The sequence below is a fragment of the Treponema sp. JC4 genome (assembly GCF_000260795.1).
Taxonomy (GTDB): domain Bacteria; phylum Spirochaetota; class Spirochaetia; order Treponematales; family Treponemataceae; genus Treponema_D.
The window spans coordinates 1-15,651 of sequence record NZ_AJGU01000042.1; the positions used below are offsets into that span (position 1 = coordinate 1).

14 protein-coding genes, 2 tRNA genes and 1 other RNA gene are annotated in these 15,651 nt (G+C 38.1%); all 17 read right to left on the reverse strand.

Translation table 11 applies throughout. The features are described from left to right. Nucleotides 1-72: 72 nt before the first annotated feature. The gene (rodA, locus tag MSI_RS11540; RefSeq protein WP_009107200.1) at nucleotides 73-1,395 is read right to left on the reverse strand and encodes a rod shape-determining protein RodA; all 1,323 of its coding nucleotides are present in this window, start codon (nucleotides 1,393-1,395) and stop codon (nucleotides 73-75) included. Between the two features lie 5 nt (nucleotides 1,396-1,400). Then, nucleotides 1,401-3,272, reverse strand: a complete 1,872-nt coding sequence (gene mrdA, locus MSI_RS11545) for a penicillin-binding protein 2 (protein WP_009107202.1) — start codon at nucleotides 3,270-3,272, stop codon at nucleotides 1,401-1,403. Continuing rightward, complete coding sequence (mreD, locus tag MSI_RS11550; protein ID WP_009107205.1) at nucleotides 3,265-3,789, reverse strand: rod shape-determining protein MreD; 525 nt, start codon at nucleotides 3,787-3,789, stop codon at nucleotides 3,265-3,267. Before mreD ends, mrdA begins: the two co-directional genes overlap by 8 nt. Further along, nucleotides 3,786-4,664 carry a rod shape-determining protein MreC gene (mreC, locus tag MSI_RS11555; protein ID WP_009107207.1) on the reverse strand — a complete coding sequence of 293 codons (879 nt, stop codon included), beginning with the start codon at nucleotides 4,662-4,664 and terminating at the stop codon, nucleotides 3,786-3,788. The genes mreD and mreC overlap by 4 nt, the downstream gene beginning before the upstream one ends. Before the next feature lie 5 nt (nucleotides 4,665-4,669). Beyond that, entirely contained in the window at nucleotides 4,670-5,707 is a 1,038-nt protein-coding gene (locus tag MSI_RS11560) for a rod shape-determining protein (RefSeq protein WP_009107210.1), read from the reverse strand. Nucleotides 5,708-5,748: 41 nt separating this feature from the next. After that, nucleotides 5,749-6,699 carry a lipopolysaccharide assembly protein LapB gene (locus tag MSI_RS11565; RefSeq protein WP_009107211.1) on the reverse strand — a complete coding sequence of 317 codons (951 nt, stop codon included), beginning with the start codon at nucleotides 6,697-6,699 and terminating at the stop codon, nucleotides 5,749-5,751. 14 nt (nucleotides 6,700-6,713) lie between these two features. Next, nucleotides 6,714-7,127, reverse strand: an RNA gene (gene rnpB / locus MSI_RS14360) — RNase P RNA component class A. A 15-nt stretch (nucleotides 7,128-7,142) separates the two neighbouring features. Continuing rightward, on the reverse strand, nucleotides 7,143-8,075 hold the full coding sequence (locus MSI_RS11570; protein WP_009107212.1) for a zinc ribbon domain-containing protein: 933 nt from the start codon (nucleotides 8,073-8,075) through the stop codon (nucleotides 7,143-7,145). A 108-nt stretch (nucleotides 8,076-8,183) separates the two neighbouring features. Beyond that, nucleotides 8,184-10,022, reverse strand: a complete 1,839-nt coding sequence (gene rpoD / locus MSI_RS11575; protein WP_009107213.1) for an RNA polymerase sigma factor RpoD — start codon at nucleotides 10,020-10,022, stop codon at nucleotides 8,184-8,186. Between the two features lie 10 nt (nucleotides 10,023-10,032). Then, nucleotides 10,033-11,835 (reverse strand): DNA primase, encoded by a 1,803-nt coding sequence (gene dnaG / locus MSI_RS11580; RefSeq protein ID WP_009107214.1) that lies wholly within the window; start codon nucleotides 11,833-11,835, stop codon nucleotides 10,033-10,035. 21 nt (nucleotides 11,836-11,856) lie between these two features. Beyond that, complete coding sequence (gene mltG, locus MSI_RS11585; protein ID WP_050983940.1) at nucleotides 11,857-12,672, reverse strand: endolytic transglycosylase MltG; 816 nt, start codon at nucleotides 12,670-12,672, stop codon at nucleotides 11,857-11,859. A 23-nt stretch (nucleotides 12,673-12,695) separates the two neighbouring features. Next, nucleotides 12,696-12,908 (reverse strand): hypothetical protein, encoded by a 213-nt coding sequence (locus tag MSI_RS11590; RefSeq protein WP_009107216.1) that lies wholly within the window; start codon nucleotides 12,906-12,908, stop codon nucleotides 12,696-12,698. Further along, entirely contained in the window at nucleotides 12,905-13,093 is a 189-nt protein-coding gene (locus MSI_RS11595; protein WP_009107217.1) for a hypothetical protein, read from the reverse strand. Before MSI_RS11595 ends, MSI_RS11590 begins: the two co-directional genes overlap by 4 nt. After that, the gene (locus MSI_RS11600) at nucleotides 13,090-14,028 is read right to left on the reverse strand and encodes an MBL fold metallo-hydrolase (RefSeq protein ID WP_009107218.1); all 939 of its coding nucleotides are present in this window, start codon (nucleotides 14,026-14,028) and stop codon (nucleotides 13,090-13,092) included. Before MSI_RS11600 ends, MSI_RS11595 begins: the two co-directional genes overlap by 4 nt. 121 nt (nucleotides 14,029-14,149) lie before the next feature. After that, nucleotides 14,150-14,231, reverse strand: a tRNA-Tyr gene (locus MSI_RS11605). A gap of 7 nt (nucleotides 14,232-14,238) precedes the next feature. After that, a tRNA-Thr gene (locus tag MSI_RS11610) sits at nucleotides 14,239-14,311 on the reverse strand. An 85-nt stretch (nucleotides 14,312-14,396) separates the two neighbouring features. Further along, the coding region (locus tag MSI_RS11615; RefSeq protein ID WP_050983941.1) for a glycosyltransferase at nucleotides 14,397-15,651 on the reverse strand (1,255 nt) is incomplete at its 5' end.

The window sequence follows — 15,651 nt, forward strand, 5'->3', positions numbered from 1 at the left end:
TTTTTTATTCGTAGGGGGTGCTGGTTTGACGCTTACTTTATAGGGGGTACATCCCCCCCCCATGCCCACTTCCTATTCAATTTCATTAAAATTCTTTCTGCGGTAAGAAATACTCATTATAAAGCCGATACTGCTCATTGCCATCAAAAGCGAAGAACCACCATAAGAAAGGAAAAGAAGCGGAATACCTGTAATAGGCATCATTCCCATTACCATTCCAACGTTAATAAAGAAATGAAATAAGAACATTCCGAATATTCCGGAAGCAATATATGTTCCAAAAGAGTTTGCACAATTCTTCAAAAGCCAGAGAATTTTTAAGAAAATAAATGAATAAATTGCAAAAATAATACAGCCGCCGACAAATCCAATTTCTTCAGAAATAATGCTGAAAATAAAGTCTGTACTTTGCTGAGGTAAGAAACGGTAATGACTCTGGGTTCCGTGCAGATAACTCTGGCCAAAAACGCCGCCCGCACCTATTGCAACCTTTGACTGAATGATATTCCAGCCGGCTCCACGAGGATCCTTATCAGGATTCATAAAGATAATAAGACGTTTAATCTGATAATCTTTAAGAACCTTACTGGCAGGGATTGAAAAAATCAGGGCAAGTGTAATTGCGCTGAAAACATAGGTAATCCATTTAAAGTATTCAGGTCCATGAAAGTATCTACGTACAATGTATCCTAATATTGTAATCAAAAACATTGTTACAATAAGGACTGTGCGAAGCTTCATATTCGTAAGGATTGTAATAATTGCAAGAGGATGATTGGCAATCTCAACATTCCATACCGGAAGAATTGTATTCATAATTGTAATACAACCAAAAAGCAGGACAAAACCGATGTATTTTACCGGTACATCAGCCATAAAGCACATAATAAGATAAACCGGGATATAAACACTGGCTGTTCCTAAGTCAGGCTGCAGCATAATAAGTCCAAATGGAAGCAGCATAATTAAAGTTGCAAAAACAAAGCGTTTGAAAGGGTCTTCGCCCCGGCTTTCATATAAAAAATTTGCAAGATAAAGAATATAAAATATTTTTCCAAACTCAGACGGCTGAATACCAAAACTTCCAAAACCAATCCAGCTGTAGGCACCATTTACGTATTTTCCAAAAATTCGTGTATACACAAGAAGAATAATTAAGAAAACATAAAGATAAAAGGTTGAAGACTGAAGACGTCGGTAGTCATATAAAGTTATAAGTACCATCAGGACTGTACCGATTGAAGCCCAGATAATCTGTTTTATGTGCTCATTAGTTACAGAAATTCCATCGGAATTAATAGATGAAGAATAAATAAAAAGAACTCCGATTGTTACAAGCGAGAGAACTGCCAGAATTAATAAATAATCAAATTTTGCAAGAAACCTGTTTTTCATTTCCCCTACTCTCGTCGTCCTACGTTTTTATTCAGATATTCAAAGCCAAGTTCTTTTATTGCCTCGGAATATGTCTGATGAGCAAAAATACCCTGAATGATGATGTTTGTACAATATGGAGCCCACCATTCCCACTTGTTAACTGCCTCTACGATTGTAGCAACACAGACTCTTTCCTCCGGAGGTGCATCATAAGGAGCATAGGCAACCAGCCAGGAATGCCACTGATTCAAACTCTTATACTGATCAACTTCGGCAGTACCGGTTTTACAGGCAATCTGTACAAGCTTATTATGCATCGGATACTGTGGAGTACCGTCTGTAACGGTGTAACGAAGAGCTTCCTGAACTTCAAGCCAGACTTTTTTATCAATTGTAGATTCAGTAAGGATTTCAGGTTTTACTTCAGAAATAATTTCATTTGTTACAGAGTCACGAACTTCTTTCAAAAGATGAGGTTTATAAATTACCCCTTCATTTGATACCATTGCAATCATATTAGCAAGATGGAGAGGAGTTGCTTCAAGATAGCCCTGACCAATTGAACAGGACATGGTATCACCACCAAGCCATTTTTCGTGATAGCGTTTTTCCTTCCATTCAGCAGTCGGTACAAGTCCCGGAACCTGGCTTGGAAGGTCAATCTGTGTAATCTGGCCAAGTCCAAATTCTTTTGCATAAGAAGAAATCTTTTCAATACCAAGATAGTCACGACCAATTGTCCAGTAATAAATATCACATGACTGAGCAAGGGCATTTTTAAGATCAAGCCAGCCGTGTCCAGGTCTGTGAATATGACAGTGGAAAACACGTCCACCATAATTCATAAAACCGCGGCATTCAATTTTATTTGCTGAAGGATAAGCATTTTCCTGAAGCATGGCCGCAGACATAATAATTTTAAAAGTAGAAGCCGGCGGATAAGAAAGCTGAACGGCACGGTTAATCAAAGGTTTTGAAGTATCATTCAAAAGTTTTGAGTATTCAATACCCGCATCATCCGAGCTGAAGATATTTGAATCAAAATATGGATAGGAAACCATTGCAAGAACTTCACCAGTGGCAGGTTTTAAAACCACAGTTGCCCCTACTCTGTTTCCAAGTGCCTCTTCAGCAAGCTTTTGAATATCAGAATCAATTGTAAGTACAAGGTTATTTCCCATTTTTGGAGGTTCAACAATAGGAACATCAGAAATTACACGGCCAAAAACGTCAATTGTAGACATTTCCCGGCCTACAGTTCCCTGTAAAAGAGAGTCATACTGTTTTTCAATACCAGTCTTACCTACAATACTGTCCTTTGTATAACCCTTGTTATACAAAACATTCATTTCTTCCTGAGTAATAGTACCTACATATCCAACAATATGAGAAAGAGAAGGAGTATGAAGATAGTTTCTTACAGGCTTTGAAGCCCAGGAAACACCAGGCAAATCGGTAATATTTTCTGCAATATTTGAAATAATGCTGAAAGGAACATTAGATTTTACAACAACACTTGAGTAGGAACGACGGATATTCTTTGGAATACGCTTGTCAATTTCCGCTTTTGAAATACCAAGATATTTTGCAAGACGGAAAGCAATAGTATCATACATGTTTGCAGGGATATTTCCCGGTGTAACTTCCACAGCAAAGCTTTCTGTATTGATAACCATAGGAAGGTTTGCATTACGGTCAAAGATTTCCCCCCGCTGAGCAGGAAGTGTGGTAATCAAACTTGAAATTCTCTGAGACTGTGAACGGTAATGAGTTCCGTGAACAATCTGCATGGAAAAAAGCCGCAGAATGTAGGCAATAAAAATTGCGGCAAATATTATGAGAAGGAGAAATACTCTTGCGTTTTTAGAAACTGTATCTCCGCTAGTTCTATACATTGTCTACCTTATCCTGAGTTGTAGAAATTTCAAGCAGACTATTAAAGAAACTCAAAAACTTGAATACAAATGGAGCAAGAAGAATATTTAACACAAATTCAAAAAGAAATTCCTGGGAAATAATACCAGCATGATAAAGATTTACATTAGGAAAGAAAACAATTACAGCCGAAACAAGAAGCGATTTTAAAAGTGTGGCAAGCCCTATTGTTACCATTGGAATTAAAAAGCCCTTCAAAAGAACAGTTTCAGTAAAACAGCCGAAAATATAGCCCATAATAGTTCTGAAAAGACAGTTAAAACCAAAAGGAATTCCTGTTACAAAATCAAGGAAAAGACCCGAAATAAAGCCTGTAGCCTCACCTGCAGTTTTTCCATTTAAAAGTGCAAAATAAACAGAGCAGATCAAAACAAAATCAGGAACAACCATCAAAAAAGTAATATTTGACAGAATTGATGATTCGATTATTACAGAACAAAAAAGAATAAAGGTACTTACAAGAATTGATTTTGTCATTCTTTATCCTCCTGAACATGCTTATCGTTAAGTTCCTTCTGATTGACTACAATTACATTTTCCAGTCGTGAAAAATCAATAATAGGAGTTACTTCAATATTCAATGAGGAGTTGTAGTCCAGAACCGTAATTTTTGAAATCGTTCCGATCTGAACATCCCTCATATAATTATCATTTTCACCGGAGGTTACAATGACATCTCCAAAATTCAGGTCAGGAGCAACTCGCTTTCTGATATACTGCATCTGCAGTGGTAAATCAGGGTTTCCCTGTCCTGTTACAAGTCCCAGGTCACGGGTATTTTGAATTCTGGCAGATACGTTATTACTGGTGTTATAAACCGGCATGATGATGCTGGCAAAAGTTCCAACCTGCACGATTTTTCCAACAAGTCCGCGGTTTCCGTTCTGATATGCAAGAACCGGCATATTCTTTTTAATTCCGTTTACACTACCCTTATCAATTGTAAGATATGAAAAGGAATTATCCAGTTCGCGGGAAATAATCTGAGCAGGAATATTTTTTTCTTCTGCACTTACCGAAAAATCCAGAAGCTCGCGAAGTCGTTCATTTTCCTTACGGATATCAACATTACTTCGCTGCATTTTTTCGTAGTTTTCAAGTTTTACGACAAGCGCATTATAGTCTTTCTTAAGTTTTCTAAGTTCAGCTACAGAAGTTACGGTATTTTTTATTCCGTCAGTTACCGTAAATACACATTTTTCAACTGAAGACAATACGGAAAATCCGATCTTCTTAAAATTAAGGACAAATTTTCCTGAACTGAAAGTCAGCATTGTTGAAGAAACAATAACCAGGAGAATAAAAATAAACTCTGAAAAGCCGAACCTGAAGCCTTTGCTTTTTTTTGCCATGATGATTAGTCGTTAAGGCTGTCGTAAATTGAACGTTCAGAAGACATATCTTTAAACATTTCAAATGCTTTACCGGCACCAAGAGCAACACACTTAAGAGGTTCTTCAACAAGAATTACAGGAACGCCAGTTTCCTTTGAAATAAGTTTTGGAAGTTCACGAAGCATAGAACCACCACCAGTCATTACAATACCGCGTTCAATAATATCAGAAGCCAAAGCTGGAGGAGTTTCGCTTAATACAATCTTAATTTCTTCAACGATTTTGCTTACAGGCTCTTTCAAAGCTTCACGAACTTCTACACTGTCGATTTCAAGACGGCGTGGAAGACCAGTTACGGCATCAGTTCCCTTAAGCTCCATCTTTTCGATTGTTTTTTCCGGTGCAGCATTACCAATCTGAACCTTAAGGCGTTCAGCGGCTGTCTGACCAATAATAAGGTTATGTACGTTCTTTACGTGTTTTACAATTGCTTCATCAAACTTATCACCACCAACGCGGATAGAATGAGTAACAACCATACCACCCAAAGAAATTACAGAAACTTCAGAAGTACCACCACCAATATCACAAACCATATGACCAGCTGGTTCAAAAATAGGGATTTCTGCACCAATAGCGGCAGCGAGTGATTCTGCAATTACTTCAACTTCCTTTGCACCGGCTTTTACAGCGGCTTCAATTACGGCACGGCGTTCAACGTCAGTAATACAAGACGGAATACCAATCTTCATGCGTACAGATTTGAAAATCTGATGGCGTGGAATAATTTTTGAAATAAAGTATTTAATCATTTTTTCTGTACTGTCGATATCAGCAATAACACCGTCAGCCAGAGGACGAATTGCAATAATGTTTCCAGGAGTTTTATCAAGCATGCGCTTAGCTTCTGAACCTACGGCAACGATTTTTTTTGTACCGCGTTCAACAGCAATTACGGAAGGCTCATCAATTACGATTCCCTTGTCGCGCACATAAATCAATGTATTACAGGTACCTAAGTCAATTCCAATGTCAGTAGAAAAATGATCCAAAAAACTCATCAGAGTCCTCCCACATTATTTTTATTCGAATATTTTATATTTTAATTTTCGGACATCTTTTGCAAAGCAAGCGGATGATTTGCCTGTATTTTTAAAGCGGCACGCCATTCTGCCCTGGCTTTTACAATATTGCCCTGTTTTTCATATATTACACCAATTCCATAATGAGCGTCAGCGGAATTTTCAGTTTTTTGCAAAACATTATTAAATTCTTCTAAAGCCTCTTCATACTTCTCTTCATCAACAAGTATGTTCGCCATCAGGTTACGTGCTTTTATAATAATATTATCATTTTTACTATTATTTATCACCCTGAAAAGGTACTGTTTTGAAACATTGTACTCTTTTGTTTTGTAATATTGTTCAGCAATAGAAAGTAAAAGTGTATCTGATTCCCTGATTAAAAGAGCCTCTGTAAAGGAAGAAATGCTCTCTACTGTCATTCCTAAAGCTGCATAACTAAGTCCAAGATATTCAGGAATATCATCAGCCTTATAGCCGTTTTCCTTTGCCAGAAGAAGATATTTTACTGCAAGATCTGAATAATAATGGCTTGAAAGGGAATTTTTATAAAAATATGACTTACCAAGCATATAATAAATCTGCGGCTGAACTGATTTTTTAGAGTTATAAATAGCAATTCTAAGATTTGTAATGCACTCGTCCAGATATTCCTGAGCCTTCTGATTTTCAAGCTGTGACTGAGAAAGAAAGAAAGATGCATAACTGTTGTAAATTAAGGCAGTATTATTAAAGGGCTTTGTCTGTAAATAACGCTTACTGATATCATAAACTGTCTGGTAGTCATAATTATCATTCCAGGCTTTTTTGATATTTCTAAGGCTTATATTATTTTTTTTATTATCTGTGATTATATAAAAAGCAAGAAAGATGATTAAGAGTACAAAAAAAACAGCTGCCATTATTTTTGATATCTTAAGCAGCTTCATATTCCTGATTTTGTAAAGATTTGTATTCTCTGCACTCTTCATTTTTAATTAAATATAAAAAAGATAGGACAATAAGCCGGGTTCTGTTCTGTAAAGCCTGAAAAATCAAACTTCACGCATAACCATCTATCCACGCAAAACTGTTACCAGTCTGCTCCAGCGGTTTACCCGCAGTAAAAAGCTCGGAAAAACCTTACTGCTGCTTAACCTTGCTCCAAATGAGGTTTACAAGCGCCGGCCGTTACCAGCCTGACCGGTAGTCTCTTACACCACCTTTTCACCCTTACTCGCTTTGCAGCGGGCGGTATAATTTCTGTTGCACTCTCTGTCGAAAAACGGGGCTTTGCAGAAATCTGCAGCTGCCTGTTTTCGCCCGGTTATTACCCGGCATTTTTTCCGAAGGAGCCCGGACTTTACCTCACTGCTGCCCTGTATCATCACAAAGCAGCAAAGCGGTTATATCCTATCCAATTTTCAAAAATCATTTACTCTTCAGAGTCGTCTTCGTCAGATTCCTCATCAGCTTCATCATCAAAGTCTTCGTCCTCATCGTCCTCAGACAAATCTGAATCATCTTCATCATATGAATCGCCGAGATCTTCGTCTCTGCTTTCCATATCTTCGTCTTCAACTTCGTCTTCAAAGTCATCATCAAGATCAGCAAGACTTCCTGCTGCATTGATGTCAAAGTAGTTCTCTGCTTCGTCTTCTGCTACCTCTTCGTAGAAAAGAATGCGGCTGCAGTATGGACAGAAATTGATGTTATCACCAACGCGAACGATATTTGCAAACTGTGCAGGAAGAATCATATGACAACCAGTACATACACCGTTACGAACAGCTACGATACCATCAGAATTGCGCTGAATAATGCGCTGGAACTTAAAGAGAATTTCCTTATCTACATTCTGAGAGATTTTATCTTCTTCAGCCTGGAGTTCAGAAATGCGTGAATTGTAGCCAGAAATTGTATTGTCCAAAGACTGGCGGCTTGCATTCAAATCTGATTCCTGTGAAGCAATCATTGATTCATAGTTTTTAAGGTTTTCGTTCAATTCAGAAAGACGTTTTTCTTCTCTCTGTAAATCTTTACGAACGTTATTTTCTTTATCTGTAGCTTCTGCAATCTGTTTTTCAAGAGCTTCGTATTCGCGGTGAGTTGTAATGTTATCCATTCCCTTTTCACCAGCTTCTCTTGATTTTACAGCTTCGTCCAAATCAACTTTGAGTACGCCTACTTTTTCTTTAAGTTCATCATACTCTGTATTTTTTGCAATGTATTCTTTTTTAAGACGAGCTAAAAGTTCATCCTGGCTAGAAAGCTGTTTTGGAGCTTCAGCAACTTTAGCTTCCAAATCATATTTTTCTACTAGAATGTTCTGTAATTCTTTTAAATTGTCAAAAACTTCTGTTACCATGTAACTATCCTTATAAAAATATTATTAACTATACATTAAATACGATTTTTAGTCTAGACAATGAGGCGGAGTTAAATTTCTACTTACCCCCACCCCCATGAGAAAAATCTAGGTTTCAATATAATCGCGAAGTCCGTTTGCACGGCGCGGATGACGAAGTCTTCTCAAAGCCTTTGCTTCAATCTGACGGATACGCTCGCGGGTTACGTCAAAGTAAAGACCAACCTCTTCAAGAGTAAGAGAATAGCCGTCTTCAAGACCAAAGCGCATCTTAAGAACTTCCTGTTCACGCGGTGGCAGAGTATTCAAAACAGTTCGCAGCTGCTCCTGCAAAAGTGTAAAGGCAGTCTGTGTTGCTGGATTTTCAACTTCCTTGTCTTCAATGAAATCTCCAAGGATTGAATCTTCCTCTTCACCAATTGGAGTTTCAAGAGAAATTGGTTCGCGGGCAACGTTTTTAACCTGCTTAACCTTTGCAACGTTCCAGCCAAGCTGCTGTGCAATTTCTTCATCTGTCGGTTCTCGGCCAAGCTTCTGCATAAGCTGACGGCTTTCGCGAACGACCTTATTAATCTGTTCAATCATATGAACAGGAACACGGATTGTACGAGCCTGGTCTGAAATAGAACGGGTAATTGCCTGGCGAATCCACCATGTAGCATATGTAGAGAACTTAAATCCCTTGCGGTATTCAAATTTTTCTACAGCCTTGATAAGACCGATATTTCCTTCCTGAACAAGGTCAAAGAAGTGAAGACCACGGTTTGTATATTTTTTAGCAATAGAAACTACAAGTCGGAGGTTGGCATTGATAAGGCGGTTTTTAGCCTTTTCCATCATTACGCGGCCCTTTTCAATGTTCTGTGCCATTACAAGAATATCTTCAACATTGTTTTCGAACTCGTATTCAAGGCGGTGAAGCTTGCGGTCAATCTTCTGAATCTGAGTATAGATTTCGCGGATTTCATCAGCACTCATGTTGAGTTCTGCTTCAAGAATAACAGCCTGTGAGCGGATTGAAATTTTACGTCCAAGGTTGCGAAGTTCTGAAGGGTTCGAAATACGAAGTTCCTTCATCTTTTTTTCCTGTTTCTGATGATATTCTTCAATCTTAATTACAGCATCACGATATTTCTGAGTAAATTTATCAAGTTCTTCTGACTGAATGTCTACTTTTTTTAACTCTTCAAGAATTACTCCGCGGAGTTCAACCAGCTGAGAGTCCTGGAAAATTGAACTTGACTGCTCTGCCTCAAAGAGCTGCTTTTTAATATTCATGTACTGCTTAATTTCCGGCAATACAGGTTTCAAATGCTCTCCGTAATAACCGCGAAGACGCTTTTTATCAGCCATTTCTTCGTTGATTTCTTTACGGGTTTTTCCTGATTCATGAATATCAATACGGGTAAAAGCCTTCTGAGCAATTGCAAAGAATTCTGGAATCATGATTCCGGAATTTTTGATTACATCTTTAATGATGTTATTTCCCTCTTCCATTGCCTTAGAAAGTTCAATTTCCTGCTCGGCAGTAAGAAGATTTTCACGTCCAATTTCACGAAGATAAAGTCTGATAGGATCATCAATACTTGCTTCTTTATCACTGTTAACAAGGCGGGATTTTGAAGCAGCCTTTTCTGCCTTTTCAATTTCAGCTACAGAATCATCCTGAACACCATCTTCATCATCATTTTCAAGAATCATTGAATCATCATCTTCATCTGACTCTTCAATTTCATCATCCTGAGGCTCGTCATCAACACCGATAATTCCTGTTTCCACAGGCTCACGGTTAATTTCCTTAAGCTTATCAAGAACAGGTTCCATCAGTTCATCCTGATTTACAAAGTCCTGTCCAAGACGTTCAATAATTTCATCCCATGTAATGAAGGATTTTGATTTTGCAAATTCAAGAAGTTTCTCAATAGTAGAATCGAGTGTTTCGGTCATCTAAGTTCCCTTACTTTTGTAATTTTTGAACCTGACGGTCAAGTTCAAGTTTTTGAGCCAGAAGATTGTTCAACTGCTTTCTATCATCATCGGTAATAATCTGGAAATTCCTTATGCGTTGCATCAATTTTTCTCTCTGATCATTGAGCTTATTTTTCTTAACTAATTTTATAGTATCCTGAACTATGATACTCACATCCACGCTCTTGTATAAAGGAGAAGAAAGACTTGCAGTTATAAAATTTACAAGGCCTTCATCGCTGCACTTTGTAAGGATAGAATTAATCTCGAGTGAATTTTGGCTTGAACATTCCTCCAGTACCTGAAATAACTTTTGAGCTGACGGGTTTTTAAAATCATTTGGGGTCAATTCCTGGCGTAGAACCATAAACTGGTTAAGATCGGCGATAACTGCTACCAAACCGCGGAGTTCCGCATCTGGTTTTATTGCAAGGTTCTGTGGTTTTGTGTTGATTTCCTGCCGGAAGTTTGCGCGCTCTTTGGCCTGACTACGATTGTTAAAATCCCTTTTTACAGCCTCCGGTTTCAGATTGTATGCCTGACTCAATTGGTCAAGGCACGATTCTTTTTGAATATCAGACTGAAGTGAATCGATGTACTCAAAATATTCAAGAGCAGCCTTAGTTTTACCCTCCGGAGTGTCCACAGGGTATTTTTCACCTAGTCTAACTAAAAAATAATCGCTATCTAATATAGCACCGTTTACCTGTGCAGTCAAGTTTTCTTTTCCAAATTTGTTAAGAATTTCTGAAGGATCTTTACCGCCCCGCAGTTGGATTACTTTTACCGTAAGTCCGCTGCGCCTGCACATGAGGATTGCTTTTTTTGTAGCCGCCTGACCTGCTTCATCTGAATCAAAAGACAAAAGAATTGTATCCGCAAAGCCCTGAAGGATTTTTACCTGCTCTTCGGTAAAGGCTGTTCCCAAAGGAGCAACCGCATATTCAAGTCCGCTCTGGTGATAGGCAATACAATCCATATTACCTTCGCAGACAATTACCTTGTTTTCCTGACGGATTGCATTTTTTGCAAAGTTAAAATAAAAAAGAGTGTCGCGTTTTTTGTAAGTCGGAAGCTCCGGTGAGTTTATATATTTTCTTTCCTTATCATCCGGCGGCATGGCACGACCACTGAAAGCTACCACCTGCCCCTTACGGTTAAAAATCGGGAACATAAGACGGTTTGAAAAAATTGTAATGTCAGGATAGTTCTTACTGAAAAGCCCTGATTTTGCAAGAAATTCATCGCTGTAATTTTTTGATTTCAAAAAGCCTTTAAGCCAGCGGCGGTCTGCAGGCGCAAATCCAAGCTTAAACTTTTCTATAATTTCCCGGGAAAGTCCGCGGTCAAGGGCATATTTCAAAGCCTGTTTTCCCTGTTCAGTCTCCAGAAGAAAATAACTGAACATAGTGGCTGTGCGGTCATAAAGCTCCAGAAGTTCATTTACAGTATTATCAGGTACAAAATCCTTTGGAGCAGCACCACCATCTTCATAGCGGACTTCGATTCCGGTTCTCTTTGCAAGGCCGATTACAGTGTCATAAAAAGAAGTTTTTTCCATTTCCATAAGAAAGGAAATTACTGTTCCCCCCTTATGGCAGCCAAAACAGTTAAAAAAGTGATTGTTTCCATCTACATGAAAAGAAGGTGTTTTTTCGCCGTGAATAGGACAGCAGCCCCACCAGTCATTAGGTCCGCGGCGTTCAAGCTTTGTGTATTCACCGACAATACTGACTATATCAGCCTGAGAATTAATTGCATCTACTGTTTCTTTAGAAATGCGGCCTGCCAAACTCAATCTCCTTAAGAAAGCCTAATCTTTGGTATAGAGATTATGATTGACTTTATGCTGTTCAAAGGTAGTAGAAAAAACATGACGCCCAGCCCCCTGATCAGCAATCTGGAAAAAGTAATAATTTGTAGAAGGCGTATTGCAGGCAGCATCAAGAGCAATAAGTCCCGGATTTGAAATAGGACCTGGTGTCAATCCTGCCCATTTATAGGTGTTATAAGGATTATCAATTTTAAGGTCATCAAGGAGAATGCGCTTTGGATGAGGCTTTCCCTGAATTTCTGTAATGATATATTCAACTGTCGCACAGGAATAAAGACCGATATTATTTTTAATGCGGTTTCTGAATACGCTTGCAATTAAAGGAGCTTCCTCTGCAATTCTGTATTCACGCTCAACAATAGAAGCCAGAGTAAGGATTTCAAAAAGCTCTGACGGCGATTTTTCAGAAAGGCCGCGAACTCCCTTAATTTTTTCAAAGAAATTTTCAACCATGATTCGTGTAGCAGACTGGACAGACATACCGCTTGTAAAATAATAGGTATCAGGAAAGAGATAACCTTCGAGAGACTCTCCTGCAATTTTAAATTCAGAAAAAAGTGAAGAAGATGAATCATGACAGAAAGCTACAAAATCTGAAGCCGGACAGATTTTATTATTTTCAAGAATTGCAGCAATTTTTGAAATGGTAAGGCCTTCAGGAAGTGAAATTACAATAAATTCCTGCTGGCCAGAACTTAATTCCTTTTGAATTTCTGAAAAATCCATTGAAGGATTAAGTTTATAAATACCGCTCTTTAATACAAAAGAAGAACTTGAAGGCTCTTTAAAAAACAAAAAGGAGTTTAAAAGCGGAAATCTTACAGAAAAATAAAAAGACGGGAATTACGTACAAGATTTTCCTTTTTAAGAAGATTAGAAACCTGGGCAACACTCATGCCTGAAGGAATTTCAATGCGGACATCTCTATCATCAGCCTTATTAACAGGACGAGTCTGAATAAAAACAAAGGCATAAATACAAAGTGCAAACAATAAAATAAAAGAAGCGATAAAAAGCAGGATTTTTTTCATGAGTAAAATTCTTTAACCTCTTCAAGTGTCATGCAGTCATAAACAGAATTTTCAAGGGTTTTTGCAAAATTTTCTAAACCATGAGGAAGTTCTGTTTCATTTTTACGGAGAAATTTTGCAAGAAGCTTTATTTCTTTTGCAGTAAAAGAATAGTTCAGTGTGAATGCGGATTCGTTTTCGCTCATACTTTTACTTCAGTATCTTCCTTTGCAAGATTAATTTCAAGTTCCGGATGTCCAACCTGAATTGAATACTGTCTGGAAGTATTCAAAATGGCATTTAATTCAGCATCATTATAAGTTGGCTCATGATGGAAAATAAACATCTTTTTTATATTCCAGAAATTAGCGTAATCAACGGCATAACAGAAGGCTGAATGTCCCCAGTTCTTTTTAGCGATATGATCAAGAACCGTGTACTGAGAATCAATAATCATGCAGTCTGCACCATCAAAAACATTTTTCCGGTCTTCAGTTACAACAAAATCCTCAGGTTCAAGTTCAACATCAGTTGCGTAAACTATTTTTTTGCCGTTTTTTTCAAAAGAATAAGAATAAGAATCTCCCGGATGCTTCATTTTACAGACATTTACTTTAATGTCATTGACCATAATCTGGTCAGTCTGCTTAAGGGTATGGAAGGTAATATTTTTTGTAAATGCGTTATAACCAACCGGAAAAAGATAGGGATTAGTCATCTGTTTTTCCAGATAAGAACGGGCATTTTCATAAGGAGAATAAATATCAATCTTTACAGAAGGATTATAGATATCATCGAAAAAAGGAAGTCCCTGAATATGATCCCAGTGAAAATGAGAAAAGAAAATATGATAATGCTTGTTTTTAGGCTTATCTTTTGATTTTCCAAGGGCACGGATACCAGAACCAGCATCAAGAATGATTTCTGTATCGCAGTCTCTAAGTTCTACACAGGCAGTGTTACCGCCGGTAGTTCCATAAATCCAGTCTGGAAGATTTGATACAAAACGGGCACGACTTTCATCAGATTTTAAATCATCCGCAGTAATACGTTGTACAACTGCCATAATTTTTGATTGAATCTGTTGCGGTGAAAGCGGAGTCGGAAGAGAACCTCTTACTCCCCAGAAACGAACTAACAAAGTGCCCCCTCAATTTTTTAACATTTTAATTTTATACTATTTTTGAGATTTGTGATAGTGATTTAAAAGGGATTTTGGCAAAAAAAAAAGAGCTAGAAGAAATCTAACTCTTGAAAGATCATGGGGAGTAGAGGACTCGAACCTCTGGAGACGCGAGTCGAGGGATTTACAGTCCCTTGCAATTGCCGCTATGCGAACTCCCCGATTTTAAGCTGCCTGTAGGATTTGGACCCACGACCCCGAGATTACAAATCACGTGCTCTACCAGCTGAGCTAAGGCAGCAGATGTATTTTTGTTTTCAGCACTTAAGTGCGTCGAACGTGTTATAATATATTCTTTTGACAAAAAAGAGTCAAGTGCCCAAATACTATTTTTTCAAAATTTCTTTAAAAAATGGCAGATATTTTTTCTGCACTACAGTTTTCCAAAGATACTCTTTATGAATGTAAGTTGCTGCATTCTTAATCATCTTTGTAATTTCAGATGACTTGAGTTTTTTAAGCATAATCACTTCACAAAGCTTTGCAACAAGACAGTCTGTTGTATTTCTCGGGTATAAAAAGCCTGATTTTTCATCAATGATTTTATTAAGACCGCCGGTTTTATGAGCCACAGGCAGAGTTCCATAAGACTGGGCAATATAATCTTCAAGTCCACAAGGCTCAAAATAAGAAGGAAGAACAATAAAATCATTTACAGCGGCAACCATTCTGGCAATTGAACGGTTATAGCCGTTAAGGTAGGTAATTTTTCCCGGATAGCGGTTTGTAAGCTCTGTTATGCTGTTTTCAAGGTCAGGTTCCCCCTGCCCCATAAAAATAAATCTTACATTTGCAAAGTTATCAAGAATTACAGGAACAGCTGATGCAAGAACTGTAAGCCCCTTCTGGCTTGCAAAACGTCCGTGGTAGGCAATATAGATTTCCTTTGAAAAATCAGAGGAACATTCAAGCTTTCCGATTTTTTTAACGCCGGTACAGTCATAATTATCTGTATTTACGATATTCTGAATGAAAAATTTACGACACTTCCACTTACCTTCTAAATCCTTTTTTTCAGGATTAAATTCAAAAGGCAAAAGGGAAATATTTTTATCTTCAGGATTATAGCGGTCAAAATCAAAACCGTTTGTAATTCCGGTAATGTGAATGCCACGCTCTGCAAAAATCGGGGCAAGTCCGTCTGTCAAATCCCAGTTATTAGGATCTGTAAGTTCACTTGCATAAACTTCAGATACCGTAGAAAGATGGGCTCCGCTTTCTGCAGCCAGAAGGAAAGGCTCAACCATATGGCGGTTCATAGAGCGGCGTAAAAGAGGTGTTTTTAAGCCGGTATACCAGGCTGCTTCACCAATACTAGAAAAAGAGTGATGATATGCAGGGCCGCAGTTATGAATTGTTACGACTGCCTGTATTTTTGAAAGCTTCTTTTCTGCCGCAAGTAAAGCCGGGAGACTTGCAGTTGAAGCATCCTGACAGTGAATGATCTCAGGTAAATCAGCTTTTTTCTGCATAAGGGCATAAGCAACTACAGCTTTCTGGAACAAAACGTCTTCAAAAAGGGCATCTTCATGACCGGAACCTTTTCTGTGGCAGGGATTTTCTTCTTCTTCGTGGGCTGTA